Origin of the sequence: Gluconobacter sp. P5H9_a (assembly GCF_018812085.1) — a bacterium.
Lineage (GTDB): Bacteria > Pseudomonadota > Alphaproteobacteria > Acetobacterales > Acetobacteraceae > Gluconobacter.
Genome location: NZ_JACRVW010000005.1, coordinates 43,598 through 59,339, shown reverse-complemented (window position 1 = coordinate 59,339; position 15,742 = coordinate 43,598). Strand labels below are relative to the sequence as shown.

Below are 15,742 nucleotides of genomic sequence, written 5' to 3'. Positions count from 1 at the left end.
CGCCCGGTAACTCTTCGTGAGTGAAGGGAGATCTTGCATGGTGGGGGGATTTTCGGATACCTCCGCCAATGGCGTAGCGTGTCAGGCGCCTGCAAAAAATCTGTTACAAGGAAAACCGGTTTGTCAGGATCACGGTCAAGAGGTTCCCGGTCCCCGAACATGCGCTTGATGCTGCTGGCATCTGCATGTCTTCTCCCGACCGCTCTCGGTGTGGCGGAGGCCCGCTCTGCTCGTCAGCACCAGACATCAGGTGCAACCTCAGGCAACAACGTGATCCAGGCCATTTCGGTCACTGGTAACACGCGTATCGAGACCAGCACGGTTCTGTCGTACATGGTTGCCCAGCCAGGTGACTCGTTCAATCAGGACGATCTGGATCGCTCCCTGAAGACGCTTTATGCAACGGGCCTTTTCAAGGACGTCACCCTTCACCGCGAGGGCAATACTCTCCTGGTGAATCTGGTTGAGAATCCGATCGTCAATCGCATTGTCTTTGAAGGGAATCACGCCCTGAAGGATGAAGATCTCCGCAAGGAAATCAGTCTTCGTCCCCGTGCAGTGTTTTCCTCACAGACCACGGCTGCTGATCGCCAGAAGATCCTGAACCAGTATGCGGGCAAGGCGCGTTTCGGGGCGACTGTAACGCCACAGATCATCAAGCTTTCTCATAACCGCGTGGATGTCGTCTTCAAGATCAACGAGGCTCAGCAGACGCTGATCCATAAGATCGTCTTTGTTGGCAATCATGCGTTCAGTGAAGCCCGTCTGGCTCAGGTGATTTCGTCCAAAGAGAACACCTGGTATCGCTTCTTCTCATCTTCTGATGAGTATAATCCTGAGCGTATCAAGTATGACGCAGAGTTGCTGCGCCGCTTTTACCTTCATAACGGATTTGTCGATTTCCACATGATCGACGCGACGGGCGAGCTTTCTCCCGATCACAAGTCGTTCTACGTGACGTTCACCGTTCATGAAGGCGAGCAGTATCGCATCGGCAAGATGGACGTTCGTTCAAGTGTGCGTCGCGTCACGCCGGAAATGATGCGTAAGCACATCGAGCTGTTCAAGCATCAGATCTATGACGGCACTGCCATCCAGCATAACACGACGAACATGCAGGAGTGGTTGCAGGCTCAGGGGCATCCGTTTGCGATGGTGCGCTCTGAAATTGCCCGTAATCCGGAAAAGCGGATTGTTGACCTTCTGTTCGATGTGACTGAAGGGCCGCATGTGTATGTCGAGCGTATCGACATCAACGGCAATACCATCACCCGGGATAACGTGATCCGACGCAACCTGCCCATGGCAGAGGGCGACCCGTACACCCCGTTTGACAAGAAATATTCCAAGCTGGCCCTTCAGGACCTCGGATATTTCAGCACGGTGTCTGTTGATCAGACGCAGGGCTCCGCTCCTGATCGTGTGAACGTGTCTGCCAACGTGGTCGAGAAGCCGACCGGTGAGTTCTCACTGGGTGGTGGTTACTCCACAGACGTTGGTGTGCTGGGTAATGCGTCCATCAAGCAGCACAACATGCTTGGCACGGGTATCGACGCTGGTATCTCGGGTACGGTTGCGTACTATGAGAAACAGGCTGACATCTCCATTACGGATCCGTACTTCCTGAACCGTAACCTGGTTGCTGGTGCTGACTTCTACTTCATCCAGAATAACTACCAGACGTATCAGAGCTATAAAGAATCCCAGTATGGTATGAGCCTGCGTCTTGGATATGCGTATAACCGCTATCTGTCGCAGTCCTTCAGCTACACGCTGGTCGATCGTCAGGTTGGCAACTTCTATGATGCGAAGACTGTGGCTGAGAACCCGGATTACATTGAATGGGTTCCATCCAAGTATGTCCGTGACTCAGCTGGCTGGTCTGTTCTCTCGCAGCTCAGCACCTCTCTGACGTATGATCGCCGTGATCGACGCATGAATCCTCATGACGGGTACATGATGAAAGTCGGTGGTGATTTTGCTGGTTTGGGCGGCGATGCGAAGTACTATCGCGTCAAGGCTGACGGTGCATATTATCTGCCACTAGACCAGCTTACAGGTAGCCACGACTGGACCCTTCAGTTCAAGGGTGGCGTCGGTTACATGGGCGACTGGAGTGACTCCGGGCGCCGTAACATCATCGATAACTTCTACCTGGGTGGTGAAAACCTGCGAGGCTTCTTGCAGGGTGGTGTTGGCCCGCGTTCGGGGCATATCTGCACCACCGCACAGCGGACTTCGAGCGGATCTTGCCCGACACTCGCCTATCTCCCACGGGCAGGTCAGGAAGATCTGTTGGGTGGCCGTTTCATGTATACGGCTTCTGCACAGCTTAACTTTCCGATGCCAATGGGTGACGATCTTGGAATTTCCGGTCGTTACTTTGTGGACGCGGGTAGTCTTTCCAGTGTTCGCGTGAAGCAGAAATATACGGATTACTCACGCCGCGACCAGTCTGGCTACGAATACACCCCGATCACGGGTGACACCATGATCCCGCGTGTTTCCACGGGCCTTGGTATCTCCTGGAAGAGCCCATTCGGCCTTGTGAACATTGATGGTGCCATACCGCTGCGTAAGGAAAAGGGCGATCGTCTTTACCCGCTGCGCTTTGGCTTTGGGCAGCAGTTCTAAGAACTGCGTGTCTGACTTCGAGCTCCAAGCACTTCCATCCCCTTTCCCAGAGGTGGTTATGACCTTTATTTCCCTGATGCGCCCGGCCTCGGTCGGTGCGCTTCTGGCTGCGACGGTTCTTGCTGTTGCACCCGCTGCTCACGCCCAGGCCGCCAACAACGGTGGATGGTTTGTTCCCAAGGCCGCACATCCGGATGCACCGGCTGCTGCACGTCCGGCACCTCGCCGCAGTGTGCCCATGGCTGAGGCGCCTGTTGAAGACGAGCAGGCTGCTCCGAATGCACAGCAGGCTCCCCCGGTTCTGCCGTTGCCGCCGATCCCTAATCCGCCAACTGTTGCGAAGGGCGCTGCGCCACCAGCTGCAGTCATTGGTGTGATCAATGTTCAGGCTGTCATGCAGATGTCGTCTGCTGCGCAGGAGATCCAGCAGGTTCTTGGCGCACGTCGTGACAAGCTGGCACAGGCTGTGCAGCGTGAAGAGGGTGCCTGGCGTGGTGAGCAGCAGAAGCTGCAATCCGAAGCCCGCAGTCTTACGGCTGACCAAATCCAGCTTCGTGAACGCCATCTTCAGGAGCGTCGCGCCAAGGATCAGCGCGATTTTGGCAATCAGGCTCGCATTGTTCAGGAAGCCGCGCAGGTCGCCTTTCACCAGATCGAGCGTGAGCTTGAGCAGGGCAACGGCATCATTGCTGCCGTTGCTGGCGCGCATAACATGAACCTTGTTCTGCATGCCGAGCAGGTTGTGCTGCACGTGGGTGAGCAGGACATCACGGAAGAAGTGGCGAACCAGCTGAACAAGACGCTGCCGCACGTGTTTATTCCTGACGAAGGCGTTGATCCTGAGCAACTCGCCAAGTCTGGCAAGATGCCAACGACGGCAGACGAACAGCGTGCGCCGCAGGGTCCTGAACAGGCAGCGCCAGCTTCGGCTCCCGCGCAGCCTGAGTCCGTTCTCCGGCAGCATCACTGAGGCCTGATCCCGTGGCTGATAAGGTACTCACCGAAAACCGACCTGGTGATGAGCGCTTCTTCCTGAGAGCTGGACCTTTCGGTCTGGCTCATCTTGCGGAAGTATCGGGAAGCGAGGTTCGTCCTGCTGCTGAAGGGCAGGAGGATCCAGTCAGTTTCCGCGGGGTTGCCCCATTGCACGTTGCGGGACCGGAAGACGTGAGTTTTCTGGATAATCGCCGCTACCTGCCTCTTCTGGAAAAAACGCGTGCAGGGGTGGTCATTCTTGCGCCGGCTTTTGCCGACAAGATGCCAGCACATACGGCGGGCCTTGTCTGCAAAACGCCCTACCTTGCATGGGCCCGCATTGCAGCGCTCTTTCATCCCGCACCCTCATCGACGGGTGTTCGCCATCCTTCGGCCTACGTTAGTGAAACGGCTGAGATTGGTGAGAATGTTGAGATCGGGGCTTTCGCTGTCGTTGAAGACGGCGCGAAAATTGGCCCGGGTACGCTGATTGGTGCCCATGCCGTGATTGGCCGAAGCGTCGAGATCGGTGAGCGTTGCCGCATTGGCAGCCATGTCAGTCTGACGCACGCCCGTGTCGGGAACCGGGTAACATTGTATCCCGGCGCCCGCATTGGTCAGGACGGATTTGGTTTTGCTGTCGGCCCTGCTGGTTTCGAGACCGTGCCGCAGCTTGGTTTGGTGGTCATTGAGGACGACGTTGAGATCGGGGCTAACTCGACGATTGATCGTGGTTCGATGCGCGATACGGTCATTGGAGCAGGTACGCGGATCGATAATCTGGTTCAGATCGGACACAATGCCCAGCTTGGAAAATGCTGCATTGTTGTTTCGCAGGCTGGTATTTCCGGCTCGACCGAACTGGGCGATTTCGTCACGATAGCCGCTCAGGCTGGCCTGATCGGTCATATCAAGATTGGTGACAAGGCCCGTGTTGGGGCTCAGTGCGGTGTCATGTCTGACGTGGATGCGGGAGCGGATGTGATCGGCAGTCCCGCCATGCCCTTCCGGGAATTCTTCCGGAACGTAGCCACTTTGCGGAAGCTCTCCCGTAAAAGCGGCGACTGACCTGCCCGGTGACGGATGGTATCCCGTAGCCAGTTTTGCTAAGGGAGGCCATCCGCACTGCTCGGAGAGCAGAAAACTGACAAAATTTTCCCTTAGAAGGGCATGGTGAACAAAATGGATCGAGTGGACGCTCCGGCTGAAAAGACGACCCCGGCAGAAGGGGCTTCGGGAACGCATCAGGTTCCTGAGAGCATCGACATTCTGCAGATCATGCAGGCGATCCCTCATCGCTATCCTTTCCTGCTGATTGATAAGATGCAGGAAATCAAGGCTGGTGAGTCCGCTGTTGGCATCAAGAATGTCACGGTGAACGAGCCCTTCTTTCAGGGGCACTTTCCTTCTCATCCGGTGATGCCGGGCGTTCTGATCATCGAAGCCATGGCTCAAACAGCTGCGACACTTGTGGTCCTGACGCTTGGCAAGGCTTTCGAAGGAAAGCTGGTGTATTTCATGACCATTGAAGGCGCCAAGTTCCGCCGTCCGGTCGGGCCGGGTGATCAGCTTCGTATTGAAGTGGTCAAAGAGCGGTCGCGGGCGAATGTCTGGAAATTCAAGGGCATTGCACGTGTTGACGGCGTTGCCGTTGCAGAGGCAACCTTCAGTGCCATGATCATGGGCTGAACTGATGCAGATTGCAGGAAAACGATCCGATAGCGCTGAGATTCATGCGACTGCTCTTGTCGATGAACGTGCCCGAATTGGGGAAAATGTTCGCATTGGTCCGTGGTGCATCGTCGGGCCTCATGTGACACTTGGCGACGGTGTGCACCTGCATGCTTCGGTGATTGTCGACGGGCACACGACCCTGCGTGAGGAAGTGGAAGTCTATCCGTTCGTCACGATCGGGATGGCACCGCAGGACCTCAAATATGCTGGTGAGCCGACACTTTGTGAGATCGGCGCGAAAACCATCATCCGTGAAAACGTCACCATTCATCGTGGAACGGCGCAGGGACATGCTCTGACGAAAATCGGTGCGTCCTGTTTGATCATGGCGAATGCTCATGTGGCGCATGACTGTGTTCTCGGTGATCGTGTGATTATCGTGAACAATGTTGTCATGGGCGGTCATGTCGAGATTGCTGACGATGCCAAGGTCATGGGATCAGCAGCGCTCCATCAGTTCGTGCGCATTGGTCGCGGCGCTGTTGTTGGTGGCGTTTGCGGTGTCGAGATGGATGTCATCCCCTACGGAAGCGTTCTCGGAAACCGCGCCCGCTTGGTCGGTCTGAATTGGATCGGATTGAAGCGGTCTGGTGTGGGCCCGGAAGAAATGCAGGCCATGCGTCGCGCCTTTCGGACACTCTACCCTCGGCATGGCAGTACGGAGGTTGTGCTGGAAGCCCGCATTGCAGATGTACGGCGGGAGTATGGTCATTTGCCGCGTATTGCTGAGATGCTGGACTTTATGGAAGCGCCAAGCCGACGTGGTCTGACACGTGTGGCCCGCAATGAGGGGCTTTCCGAAACCGAAGGAGCCTGAGCGTGATGGGGGCAGGTTGCGTCGGTATTCTGGCCGGGGCTGGCCCCTTGCCTGCGAAGGTTGCGGCGGCGGCTCTGGAAAAAGGGAAGTCGGTGTTCGTGGTTGGATTCCGTGATTTTGCGGACATGGCCCGTCTGGCACCTTATCCACATGAAATCATCCGCCTTGCTGCTGTAGGAGAAATCCTGACAGCCTTAAAAAAGCATGGATGCCGGGAGCTCGTTCTGATCGGGCCCGTTCGGCGCCCAGCATGGCGTGACTTACGCCCGGACGCAGAAGGCGCCCGTATTCTCGCGCGTCTGGGGCGCGCTATTTTCCTTGGAGACGATGGGCTGCTCGGAGCGGTCGTGCGTGTTCTCGGGGAGGAAGGGTTCATCGTTCGCGGTGCCCATGAATTCCTGGATCATGCGACCGGAAGAAGCGGGACGCTTGGCCGTGTTGTGCCGGACGAACAGGCGCGTCAGGACATAGCACGTGGTGTTCAGGTGCTGCGGGCCATGGCTGCGCTGGATATCGGGCAAGGGTGTGTCGTTCAGAGCGGTCTGGTTCTGGCTGTCGAAGCTCTCGAGGGCACGGATGCCATGTTGGGGCGCTGTGGCAAACTGATGCAGGCTGGCAGTGGTGGCGTCCTTATTAAAATGCCCAAAAGCGGACAGGACCTGAGGGCAGATATGCCGACAATAGGCCCTGAGACGCTGGAAAATGCGGCCCGGAACGGATTGCGGGGCGTCGCGTTTCAGCCTGGTGTCACGTTGTTGACAGACCCTGACCGCTGCGTCGCCTTGGCGGACCGGTACGGGCTATTCCTTTACGGGCTGACAAGCGAAGATCTGAAAGAAGAAAAATGAGCACATTTCTGCACACGATGGTTCGTATTCGAGACATTGATCGCAGTCTGGCGTTCTACAGCCTTCTTGGCATGAAAGAGCTGCGCCGCAAGGAAGTTCGTGAAGGCCGTTACACGCTCGTTTTTATCGGATTCGCTGATAACGAGAATGGACAGGCCGAAATTGAACTGACCTATAACTGGGATCAGGAAACGGATTACGACGTCGGCACTGGCTTCGGCCATTTTGCGATTGGCGTGCCAGATGTGGCCGCGCTTGTAGAGGCTGTTCGGATTGGTGGCGGCAAAGTGACCCGTGAAGCCGGGCCACTGAAATTTGGCACGATCACCATTGCCTTTGTGGAAGATCCAGACGGCTACAAGATCGAGCTTATTGAGAAGAAGTAGGCTTCTTCACGAGGCGCAGTGCTTTTTCCAGCGCCTCGACAATTGTTCCTGCATGTTTTCTGACGGATTCGTCTGAATGGGATGTCAGGATGTCTGCACACAGCATCGCCGGGGAGAGGGCATTTCGCAGATCATGTCGAAATGCCTTGGAGTCGTCAGTTGATGACGGTGGTGGAGCGGGATTCTGGCTCATATCCTTAAGTTCCTGAGGGTGTAGCATTGACAGGGGAGGGTCGGGTGAGTACAAGCCCGGGTCTCATTCACCGGGCGTTTCGTGCGCCCGATCGACGCGGATGTCCAGAGAGGCGTCTGCATGGTTTTAAAGGATCGATGTCATGAAGCGCACGTATCAACCCTCCAAGCTGGTTCGTAAGCGTCGTCACGGTTTCCGTGCACGTACTGCTACAGTCGGCGGCCGCCGCGTGCTGGCAAACCGTCGCACCAAGGGCCGCTCGAAGCTCTCCGCCTGAGCCGGAACCACACAGCTGGCCGCCTGAAAAAGCGGCCGCAGTTTCTGCGTGTTGCCGGTAAGGGGCGTAAAGTCGCTACCCCGGGAATGGTTGTGCAGATGCTGCAGGATGATAGCCAGCCTGATAGCCGTGTCGGCTTTACCGTCACGAAAAAGGTTGGAAACTCTGTCATCCGTAACCGCACAAAACGCCGCCTCCGTGAGGCGCTGCGTCTTGTAGCGCGTGAGGACGGTCTTCCTTCGGGAGACTTTGTCCTGATCGGCCGCGATGGTACGCGCCGACGAGAATTTCCCCTTCTTCAGGATGATCTTCGTAAAGCGCTCCGCAAGGGCCTGGAAAAATGACACGCCTTTTCAATAAGGCTGTCACTGTTTTCCTGCTTGCGTTGATTGACGCTTACAAGCTCTTCATCAGTCCCTATCTGGGCCGAAACTGTCGTTTTGAACCCGGGTGCAGCACCTATGCCATGATGGCGATCAAGGGGCATGGGCCTGTTCGGGGCGGCTGGCTGGCATTGAAGAGAATCCTCCGATGTCACCCCTGGTCAAAAGGGGGATGTGACCTCCCGCCCGAGGCTCATCGGCATTAAAAACGCGTGCGCCTATTGTTTTGGTAACGGTTTTCGGCCACTTGAGGCTCAGCATTCCTCCGTTAGAGACGAAAGACCGGCATCAGCCCGATGGAAATCAAGCGCATCATTGCGGCCATTATCCTCTCGGCCCTCATCCTGATCGGTTTCGACTATTTCATGCCGAAACCCCGTCCGGACAGTCATCCGGCTGTGACGCAAACCACTGCGACACAGTCTCCGTCCACTCCGGCTGTTGCTGGTCCGGCTCAGGGCTCGCCTGAACCGGAAGTGGTCGCTCGTCGCATTGCGATTACCAGCGACGACGTGCAGGGCTCCCTGAACCTCAAGGGTGCGCTTCTGGATGATGCGGTGCTGACGAAGTACCGTGCCACTCTTGCAAAGGACAGTCCGCTTGTCCGTCTGCTGGACAAGCCCGGCAGCGAGCATCCGAACTTCTTCGTAATTGGCTGGAGCAACGCTCCGGGGTCCAATGCGAAGGTTCCGGATCTGAACACGGTCTGGACCAGTGCGGACGAGGCCCTCTCTCCGGGTCACCCGGTCACGCTGACATGGGATAACGGCGAAGGTCTGATCTTCTCGATCCACCTTTCAGTTGATGAGCATTATATGTTCTCGGCTGTGCAGTCGGTGGAGAATCATTCCTCCCAGCCTGTTGCGCTGCTTCCGTTCCAGCGGGTGCAGCGTGACTATCAGGCTCCGGAAGGTTTCTGGACGGCACATGAAGGTCCTATTGCCGTCATGGACGGTCGCCTGAACGACGAGACCTACAAGAACGTTCGTAAGGGTGCTGAGCATCCTGATCACACGTTCTGGGCCAAGGGTGGCACAGGTGGCTGGGGCGGTATCAGCGACAAGTACTGGCTGACGGCCGTTGCACCTGACTCCACGTCTTCTGTGACGGCAAGCTTTGCTTACGTTCCGGAAAATGCAGGGTCCTATCGTATCGGCTTCGTATCTCAGGCTCCGCAGCAGATCATGCCGAATGGCACTGTTACGCAGACGAGCCATCTTTTTGCTGGTGCAAAGGTGCCAAGCCTTCTGCAGGCTTACAGCAGCAACCTGCACATTACGGATCTCGACAAAGCCATCGACTTTGGCTGGTTCAGCTTCCTGACACGCCCGATCCTGTACCTGCTGCACTGGCTGTATCTGCATCTGGGCAATTTCGGTCTGGCGCTGATGGCGCTGACACTGATCGTCAAGATTGTGCTCTTCCCGCTGGCCTCCAAAGCGGCAGGGTCTTCTGCGCGCATGCGTCTGCTGGCTCCGAAGATCAAGGAGATCCGTGAGAAGAACAAGGACGACCCGATGGTGATGAACCAGAAGGTCATGGCGCTCTACCGCGAAGAGGGTGTTAGCCCTGCAAGTGGGTGCCTTCCTGTTCTGATCCAGGCTCCGATCTTTTTCTGCCTCTACAAGATGCTGAACATCAGCATTGACGAGCGTCATGCCCCGTTCTTCGGCTGGATTCACGATCTGTCCGTCCCAGATCCGACGAACATCTTTAACCTGTTTGGTCTGATCCCCTTCGACCCGACGGTGTATTTCTCCTTCCTGCACGTCAGCATCTGGGGAGCTGCATTGGGCGTGACTTTCTGGCTGCTCCAGCGCCAGACAATGGTCAGCATGGACCCGGCTCAGGCCCGCATCATGCAGTTCATGCCGCTGGTCTATGTGTTCGTGATGTCCAACTTCCCGGCCAGCCTTCTGGTTTACTATACGTGGAACAACCTGCTGACATTCGCCCAGCAGTCCTTCATTCAGAGCCGTGCCAAGCTGCCGGTTCCTGTTACTAAAAGTGGACGCTGAGACACCATGAAAGAAGCTGCTGGCCCTCCTACCCCTGAACAGATCGAAGACGGTCGTCTGCTCTTCGCAGGGGAGTGCGAGTTCTTTTTTGGTTCACAGAAGATCGACCAGCTTCCGCCGGTCGGTCGGCCGGAAGTTGCTTTTGCCGGGCGTTCTAATGTTGGCAAATCCAGCATCATCAACGCCCTGACCGGGCGTCGTGCGCTGGCGAGAGCATCTTCGGAGCCGGGGCGCACCAAGCAACTCAACTTCTTCAATCTCGCGGACCGCATTTCTCTTGTGGATATGCCCGGTTACGGTTTCGCGAAGGCTGCAAAATCGGTCAAGGAAGACTGGCAGAACATGATGTTCGCCTATCTTCGTGGACGGACCACGCTGGCCCGCGTTATTCTGCTTCTGGATGCACGGATTGAGATCAAGCAGTCCGACAGGGACGTTATGGATCTGCTGGGGCGTGCGGCTGTGGTGTTCCAGATTGTTCTGACCAAGTGCGATCAGGTTCGGCCGACGGCACTGAAAGCCAAAATTGCGGAAGTTGAAGCGCTCGCGCTCAAACAGGCTGCGGCCTACCCGCGGATTGTCTGCACCAGCAGTCAGACCGGGGAAGGCATTGAAGATCTTCGGGCAGAGATTGCCCGTTTCGCAGATCCTGTTCAGACCTCAGGGGAAGGAGATGTCCGGCCATGAGCAAAAAGACCCACAGTGAAAAATTGCCGGAAATTCCCCCGGCCGTGAATATGGATGATGCCCAGCAGCAGGCTGCTATTCTGGCGAGTGCACTGCCATTTCTGCGCCGTTATGCCGGTGACACGATCGTTGTGAAATACGGCGGTCATGCAATGGGTGAGGGCAAGCTGGCCAGCGCATTTGGATATGACATTGCACTTCTGAAGCTCGTCGGGATCAATCCGATCGTTGTGCATGGCGGTGGCCCGCAGATCAGCTCCATGCTGGATCGTCTCCACATCCGCTCACAGTTTGTGGATGGTCTGCGCGTTACGGATAGTGCCATGGTCGATGTGATCGAGATGGTTCTGGCTGGAAGTGTGAACAAGCAGGTTGCGCAGCTCATCAACAGTGCTGGTGCTATGGCTGTTGGAATTTCGGGCAAGGATGGAAGTCTCATCCAGGCTCGTAAACTGACCCGCACGCGGCGTGATCCGGATAGCCAGATCGAGAGTATTATCGATCTTGGTTTCGTGGGACAGCCGGAGAAGATTGATCCGCGCGTTCTTTATGCTTTGCTCGGATCAGGCCTTATTCCTGTCATTGCGCCTGTGGGTGCGGGCGAAAATGGCGAAACCTACAATATCAATGCCGATACGGCAGCAGGTGCCATTGCCGGTGCAGTTCATGCATCTCGCCTGCTGATGCTGACGGACGTTCCGGGTGTGCTGGATCGTGACGGCAAGCTGATTGAAGAGCTGAGTGCGGAAGAAGCACGTAATCTCATCAAGGATGGCACGATCTCCGGAGGGATGATCCCGAAGGTTGAGACCTGTCTGGATGCTGTGCAGAGCGGTGCCAAGGCCGCAGTTATTCTTGACGGTCGTGTTCCTCACACTTGCCTTCTGGAACTCTTTACCAGAGCAGGCCCCGGCACTCTTATCAAAGCCTGATCTGGCTTATGGCGCTTCGTGTGAGAAGCGCCATTTTTTTTGCTCTTCTTCTCCGGTCTGGAGGGCTTGACTGGCTCTTGCCAGAAGATCATCTGCCGTGTTTTCCGGATCGTTCGCTTCTCGGCACATTAGTCCGATGTGTAGTGGAAGGTGCACAGGTGGGTTTATCAGGATCGGGATGCCATGCGCCGTCATCCGTTCGGCACGCTCGGCCATGGCAAAACGGTCCCCTCCATCCAGCCAAAGCGCAAACATGTTGCCGCTGAGCCGGGCAATAGCGTCTGTCGGACGCACGGCCTTGCGGAGTAAAGCAATGCATTGTGTGAGCGCGTCTTCTCCTGCCTGAAATCCATGCGTTTGGGTTATTTCGCTCAAGCCGGGAACATGCGCGATCATGAGGGTCGCCGCGAGGCAGTCTCGATCCAGGCGCGGAATGCGCCGCTCCATTTCCTGTTTCAAGCCTTCCCAGTTCAGAAGGTTGGACGAGAGATCATAGTGAGCGCCCTTCAGGACGTTTCTGTGAAGCCCTTCAACATCCTGCAACGTCGCAATGACTGTCAGCAGAGTGCAAAGAAGCTCAGTTTCATCTGCTGACCATGATGTTTTTCTCCAGCATAGAAGGCCAATGAGGGCTTGGCTCCTGATGGGCTCGCAGATCAGTAGCGCATGATGGACATCTGAGGAAAACTGGATGACGCGTTCCTCGAGCATGAACCCAGATTTCTGTAGTTCCCCTTGAAACCCTTCGGGAAGAGGGGCGGACTGATGCAAGGCCACGCTATGATCGGAAGGTGTAAAGGCGCTGAAGAGCAGGCAGTCCGCTTCAAGCGCTTCCTGTACCTTGGTGAGGGCTGCTGCGATGCCAAGTCGGGGAAGAACGGCGCTGCGCATGCAGGACAGGCTCTCTCTCAGGAGCTGAAAGGTTTGATGGGAAGTCGGCTCCGCCACCGGAGGGGGAGGGCTTTTCAGGCCAATGTCATGCATTGCCGCAAAGGATCCATGATTTTGCGGCTGAACGTGCCGCATCGTTGAAGCGATAAATGTGCTGCGTCGTGAATCGATGTGAGAACACGGTCTGGCGCCTTTGGCTTTCCGGATCTTTTTCGGAGACGAAAGAGCTTGGATTTTTCATAGGATCAAAAGGTAAACAAAGCCTTAACGTTGGTCTGGATGATGCTCACAGGGAAAGAGCCGTTGACAGTCGGGACCGGGGACCGCATGGTCCGGCGGTTTTCTGCTCCTTTTCCGGATTGGTCCTGATGCCTCACGATACGCTCCGCACCGCTATTGACGCTCTTTGGGAGCGTCGCGCTACTCTGAACGCCCAGACTGAGGGAGAGGACCGCGAGGTCGTCGAAACCGCTCTCAAAGGGCTGGACGCTGGTACGCTGCGTGTTGCCGAGCCGAGCGAAGATGGCTGGGTTGTCCATGAATGGCTGAAGAAGGCTGTTCTGCTCTCATTCCGTCTGTACGACAGCCGCGTGATGGTGGGTGGATGTGGCGGTCAACCTGCTTTCGATAAGGTTCCGCTGAAGTTTGAAGGCTGGGATCAGTTCCGGTTTGCTGAAGCCGGTTTCCGTGCTGTTCCAGGTGCCATTGTTCGTCGCTCCGCGTTCATTGCGCCGAATGTTGTGCTGATGCCGAGCTTCGTGAACGTGGGTGCGCGTGTAGATAGCGGCACGATGGTCGACACCTGGGCAACGGTTGGTTCCTGCGCCCAGATTGGCAAGAACTGCCATATCAGCGGTGGTGCAGGCATCGGTGGCGTTCTTGAGCCGCTTCAGGCTGCTCCAGTCATTATTGAAGATGACTGCTTCATCGGTGCCCGTTCGGAAGTTGCTGAAGGCGTGATCGTGGAGAAGGGCTCCGTCCTGTCCATGGGCGTGTTTATCGGTGCCTCTACGAAGATTGTGGACCGTGCGACGGGTGAAATCTTCATGGGACGTGTGCCAGCTTATTCCGTGGTTATTCCGGGGACGCTGCCTCCGAAGGAGCCAGGTCAGCCGTCCCTCGCATGCGCTGTGATCGTAAAGCGCGTTGACGAGCGTACCCGCTCCAAGACGTCCATCAACGAACTGCTGCGCGACTGATCCATGCCGTCCCCATCTTTTCCGACTGATCCTGTTGCTCTTGCACAGGATCTGATCCGCTGTCAGTCCGTCACACCAGCCGATGACGGGGCACAGGCTCTTCTGGCATCGGTGCTGGAAGGGATGGGGTTTGAAGTAGTCCATTTGCCGTTCGGACCAGCGGACGCTCCGACGCCGAATTTTTACGCTAAAATTGGTACTGGCCGTCCGTCTCTCTGCTTTGCGGGTCATACGGATGTTGTTCCCCCTGGTGAAGGGTGGGCACACGATCCTTTTGCAGCGCAAATTCAGGATGGGCGACTGTATGGCCGCGGGATCGCGGACATGAAAGGCGGCGTGGCCTGCTCGGTGGCAGCCATCGCACGTTTTCTTCAGAACAGTACCCTCAAGGGGTCAATCTCCCTGCTGATTACGGGTGATGAGGAAGGCCCGGCTCATTTCGGTACGAAGCCTGTCATTGAATGGCTGGCGGCTCGAAATGATGTGCCTGATTTCTGTCTGCTCGGAGAGCCCACAAATCCTTCGGCTCTGGGGGATACGATCAAGATTGGTCGTCGGGGCAGCATGAATGCAGAGATCGTGGTTCGGGGCGTGCAGGGGCACGTTGCCTATCCGCATCTGGCCGATAACCCCATCCACCGTCTCCTTCCGGCACTCGGTGAACTGACCGAACGCTGCCTAGATGAGGGAACGGAATGGTTCTCCCCGTCGTCATTGCAGGTCACGAGCGTTGACGTCGGCAATCCTGCGACGAACGTCATTCCTGCCGAGGCCAAGGCGCGCCTGAACATCCGGTTCAATGACTGTCATACTGGTGCGGCCCTGTCTGAGTGGATCCGCGAAGTTATCTCTCGTCATGCACCTGACAGCGAAGTTACGGTTTCCATCAGTGGGGAGGCGTTTCTGACGCAGCCGGGACCGGCAGTTCAATGTCTTGAGCGGGCTGTTCAGGATGTGACAGGGCGGCAGCCGAAACTCGATACGGGCGGAGGAACGTCTGATGCGCGCTTCATTTCGCAATACTGTGCTGTAGCAGAGTTCGGTCTGGTCGGAGCGACAATGCATAAGCGGGACGAGCATGTTGATGTCTCGACTCTTGAAGATCTGACGCAGATCTATCTGACGTTCATGGAAAGATTTGGCCTGTGACTCCAGACCGTCCAACCGGTATTCCCCCGATTGGAGGAATGAGCATTCCACTGGGTGTCTGGCTGCTGGGGCGCGGACGTGCGGTGGGGATCAACTGTTTCTCCCCTGGGGTTCAGCCGCTGATGGCGGCTCTGGCACCCACCATTGCCATAACCCTCATCGAACTGATCAGTGTCTTCCTGTTGCCCGCGGATCAACGGGAATTGCAGGCCATACGCGCACTGGTTCAGTTGGTTTGTCCCTTACTTCAGCTCGTCGTCTCGGAACGCTATGCCGTGTTTGTCGGCCGGAAAGGCTTGTGGACCCGGTATGCGACGGCCTCGCTCTGGTGTGCGTGGCTACCGGTTATCATGATGATCATGGCGGAAGGCATCATGAGGATCATCATGCCTGCTGCTGCCTCGTCTTCTGCCGCGCTGGCTGGTGTCGCAGTGGGTGTGTGGCTCTATAGCCTGTGGCTGACCTGGTATGTCACGCGTGTTGGGCTTGTGATGACGGCATGGCAGTCTGTCATCATGACGGTGTTGCAGACGGTCAGCGTATTCCTTCTGATCGGCCTGCTGTTGCTGGTCCCACCGCATTACAACGCAATAGCGGATCTGTTTGGGGCACCCTGAAC

General features: G+C 56.6%; 18 protein-coding genes. 16 read left to right on the top strand and 2 right to left on the bottom strand.

The window, feature by feature from the left end:
• Nucleotides 1-159: 159 nt before the first annotated feature.
• The 7 genes from bamA (at nucleotide 160) to gloA (ending at nucleotide 7,394) form a co-directional block, all read left to right on the top strand.
• The gene (bamA, locus tag KP708_RS06920) at nucleotides 160-2,634 is read left to right on the top strand and encodes an outer membrane protein assembly factor BamA (RefSeq protein WP_215748964.1); all 2,475 of its coding nucleotides are present in this window, start codon (nucleotides 160-162) and stop codon (nucleotides 2,632-2,634) included.
• Nucleotides 2,635-2,692: 58 nt separating this feature from the next.
• Nucleotides 2,693-3,604, top strand: a complete 912-nt coding sequence (locus KP708_RS06915; protein WP_174694768.1) for an OmpH family outer membrane protein — start codon at nucleotides 2,693-2,695, stop codon at nucleotides 3,602-3,604.
• Between the two features lie 11 nt (nucleotides 3,605-3,615).
• Nucleotides 3,616-4,677, top strand: coding sequence for a UDP-3-O-(3-hydroxymyristoyl)glucosamine N-acyltransferase (gene lpxD / locus KP708_RS06910; RefSeq protein WP_215748962.1), 1,062 nt, complete (start codon nucleotides 3,616-3,618; stop codon nucleotides 4,675-4,677).
• A gap of 102 nt (nucleotides 4,678-4,779) precedes the next feature.
• Nucleotides 4,780-5,298: a 3-hydroxyacyl-ACP dehydratase FabZ gene (fabZ, locus tag KP708_RS06905; protein ID WP_202206476.1), complete on the top strand. Its 519-nt coding sequence runs from the start codon at nucleotides 4,780-4,782 to the stop codon at nucleotides 5,296-5,298.
• 4 nt (nucleotides 5,299-5,302) lie between these two features.
• The gene (lpxA, locus tag KP708_RS06900) at nucleotides 5,303-6,160 is read left to right on the top strand and encodes an acyl-ACP--UDP-N-acetylglucosamine O-acyltransferase (protein ID WP_215748961.1); all 858 of its coding nucleotides are present in this window, start codon (nucleotides 5,303-5,305) and stop codon (nucleotides 6,158-6,160) included.
• A 2-nt stretch (nucleotides 6,161-6,162) separates the two neighbouring features.
• On the top strand, nucleotides 6,163-7,008 hold the full coding sequence (locus tag KP708_RS06895; protein WP_371822656.1) for an LpxI family protein: 846 nt from the start codon (nucleotides 6,163-6,165) through the stop codon (nucleotides 7,006-7,008).
• On the top strand, nucleotides 7,005-7,394 hold the full coding sequence (gloA, locus tag KP708_RS06890; RefSeq protein WP_215748960.1) for a lactoylglutathione lyase: 390 nt from the start codon (nucleotides 7,005-7,007) through the stop codon (nucleotides 7,392-7,394). The genes KP708_RS06895 and gloA overlap by 4 nt, the downstream gene beginning before the upstream one ends.
• On the opposite strand, the gene KP708_RS06885 is transcribed toward gloA, so the two are convergent.
• A complete protein-coding gene (locus KP708_RS06885; RefSeq protein ID WP_252347232.1) occupies nucleotides 7,378-7,587 on the bottom strand; it encodes a hypothetical protein in 210 nt (69 codons plus the stop codon). The genes gloA and KP708_RS06885 overlap by 17 nt on opposite strands.
• Before the next feature lie 142 nt (nucleotides 7,588-7,729).
• Between KP708_RS06885 and rpmH the strand changes: the two genes are divergently transcribed.
• The 6 genes from rpmH to argB all read left to right on the top strand — a co-directional run bounded on the left by rpmH (nucleotide 7,730) and on the right by argB (nucleotide 11,884).
• Nucleotides 7,730-7,864 carry a 50S ribosomal protein L34 gene (rpmH, locus tag KP708_RS06880; RefSeq protein ID WP_202206479.1) on the top strand — a complete coding sequence of 45 codons (135 nt, stop codon included), beginning with the start codon at nucleotides 7,730-7,732 and terminating at the stop codon, nucleotides 7,862-7,864.
• A complete protein-coding gene (gene rnpA / locus KP708_RS06875; protein ID WP_046899775.1) occupies nucleotides 7,861-8,208 on the top strand; it encodes a ribonuclease P protein component in 348 nt (115 codons plus the stop codon). Before rpmH ends, rnpA begins: the two co-directional genes overlap by 4 nt.
• On the top strand, nucleotides 8,205-8,453 hold the full coding sequence (gene yidD, locus KP708_RS06870) for a membrane protein insertion efficiency factor YidD (protein WP_215748958.1): 249 nt from the start codon (nucleotides 8,205-8,207) through the stop codon (nucleotides 8,451-8,453). Before rnpA ends, yidD begins: the two co-directional genes overlap by 4 nt.
• 90 nt (nucleotides 8,454-8,543) lie before the next feature.
• Nucleotides 8,544-10,265, top strand: a complete 1,722-nt coding sequence (gene yidC / locus KP708_RS06865; protein WP_215748957.1) for a membrane protein insertase YidC — start codon at nucleotides 8,544-8,546, stop codon at nucleotides 10,263-10,265.
• Nucleotides 10,266-10,271: 6 nt separating this feature from the next.
• On the top strand, nucleotides 10,272-10,952 hold the full coding sequence (gene yihA, locus KP708_RS06860) for a ribosome biogenesis GTP-binding protein YihA/YsxC (RefSeq protein ID WP_064273916.1): 681 nt from the start codon (nucleotides 10,272-10,274) through the stop codon (nucleotides 10,950-10,952).
• Nucleotides 10,949-11,884, top strand: a complete 936-nt coding sequence (gene argB, locus KP708_RS06855) for an acetylglutamate kinase (RefSeq protein ID WP_202206481.1) — start codon at nucleotides 10,949-10,951, stop codon at nucleotides 11,882-11,884. Before yihA ends, argB begins: the two co-directional genes overlap by 4 nt.
• A 6-nt stretch (nucleotides 11,885-11,890) precedes the next feature.
• Here argB and KP708_RS06850 read toward each other — a convergent pair whose 3' ends face one another.
• Nucleotides 11,891-12,775 (bottom strand): diguanylate cyclase domain-containing protein, encoded by an 885-nt coding sequence (locus KP708_RS06850; RefSeq protein ID WP_252347231.1) that lies wholly within the window; start codon nucleotides 12,773-12,775, stop codon nucleotides 11,891-11,893.
• A gap of 368 nt (nucleotides 12,776-13,143) precedes the next feature.
• On the opposite strand from KP708_RS06850, the gene dapD reads away from it, so the two are divergent.
• The 3 genes from dapD to KP708_RS06835 are packed head-to-tail and all read left to right on the top strand — an operon-like array spanning nucleotide 13,144 to nucleotide 15,740.
• Nucleotides 13,144-13,974: a 2,3,4,5-tetrahydropyridine-2,6-dicarboxylate N-succinyltransferase gene (dapD, locus tag KP708_RS06845; RefSeq protein ID WP_099211095.1), complete on the top strand. Its 831-nt coding sequence runs from the start codon at nucleotides 13,144-13,146 to the stop codon at nucleotides 13,972-13,974.
• A 3-nt stretch (nucleotides 13,975-13,977) separates the two neighbouring features.
• Nucleotides 13,978-15,123, top strand: a complete 1,146-nt coding sequence (dapE, locus tag KP708_RS06840; protein WP_215748954.1) for a succinyl-diaminopimelate desuccinylase — start codon at nucleotides 13,978-13,980, stop codon at nucleotides 15,121-15,123.
• A 38-nt stretch (nucleotides 15,124-15,161) separates the two neighbouring features.
• Nucleotides 15,162-15,740, top strand: coding sequence for a hypothetical protein (locus KP708_RS06835; RefSeq protein ID WP_215748953.1), 579 nt, complete (start codon nucleotides 15,162-15,164; stop codon nucleotides 15,738-15,740).
• Nucleotides 15,741-15,742: the final 2 nt, after the last annotated feature.

What these genes read in the sequence shown, in the direction of transcription:
- bamA (WP_215748964.1), top strand. Translation starts at nt 160, where the DNA reads ATGCGCTTGATGCTGCTGGCATCTGCATGTCTTCTCCCGACCGCTCTC.
- KP708_RS06915 (WP_174694768.1), top strand. Translation starts at nt 2,693, where the DNA reads ATGACCTTTATTTCCCTGATGCGCCCGGCCTCGGTCGGTGCGCTTCTG.
- fabZ (WP_202206476.1), top strand. Translation starts at nt 4,780, where the DNA reads ATGGTGAACAAAATGGATCGAGTGGACGCTCCGGCTGAAAAGACGACC.
- lpxA (WP_215748961.1), top strand. Translation starts at nt 5,303, where the DNA reads ATGCAGATTGCAGGAAAACGATCCGATAGCGCTGAGATTCATGCGACT.
- gloA (WP_215748960.1), top strand. Translation starts at nt 7,005, where the DNA reads ATGAGCACATTTCTGCACACGATGGTTCGTATTCGAGACATTGATCGC.
- KP708_RS06885 (WP_252347232.1), bottom strand. Translation starts at nt 7,587, where the DNA reads ATGAGCCAGAATCCCGCTCCACCACCGTCATCAACTGACGACTCCAAG.
- rpmH (WP_202206479.1), top strand. Translation starts at nt 7,730, where the DNA reads ATGAAGCGCACGTATCAACCCTCCAAGCTGGTTCGTAAGCGTCGTCAC.
- yidD (WP_215748958.1), top strand. Translation starts at nt 8,205, where the DNA reads ATGACACGCCTTTTCAATAAGGCTGTCACTGTTTTCCTGCTTGCGTTG.
- yidC (WP_215748957.1), top strand. Translation starts at nt 8,544, where the DNA reads ATGGAAATCAAGCGCATCATTGCGGCCATTATCCTCTCGGCCCTCATC.
- yihA (WP_064273916.1), top strand. Translation starts at nt 10,272, where the DNA reads ATGAAAGAAGCTGCTGGCCCTCCTACCCCTGAACAGATCGAAGACGGT.
- argB (WP_202206481.1), top strand. Translation starts at nt 10,949, where the DNA reads ATGAGCAAAAAGACCCACAGTGAAAAATTGCCGGAAATTCCCCCGGCC.
- KP708_RS06850 (WP_252347231.1), bottom strand. Translation starts at nt 12,775, where the DNA reads ATGCGCAGCGCCGTTCTTCCCCGACTTGGCATCGCAGCAGCCCTCACC.
- dapD (WP_099211095.1), top strand. Translation starts at nt 13,144, where the DNA reads ATGCCTCACGATACGCTCCGCACCGCTATTGACGCTCTTTGGGAGCGT.
- dapE (WP_215748954.1), top strand. Translation starts at nt 13,978, where the DNA reads ATGCCGTCCCCATCTTTTCCGACTGATCCTGTTGCTCTTGCACAGGAT.
- KP708_RS06835 (WP_215748953.1), top strand. Translation starts at nt 15,162, where the DNA reads ATGAGCATTCCACTGGGTGTCTGGCTGCTGGGGCGCGGACGTGCGGTG.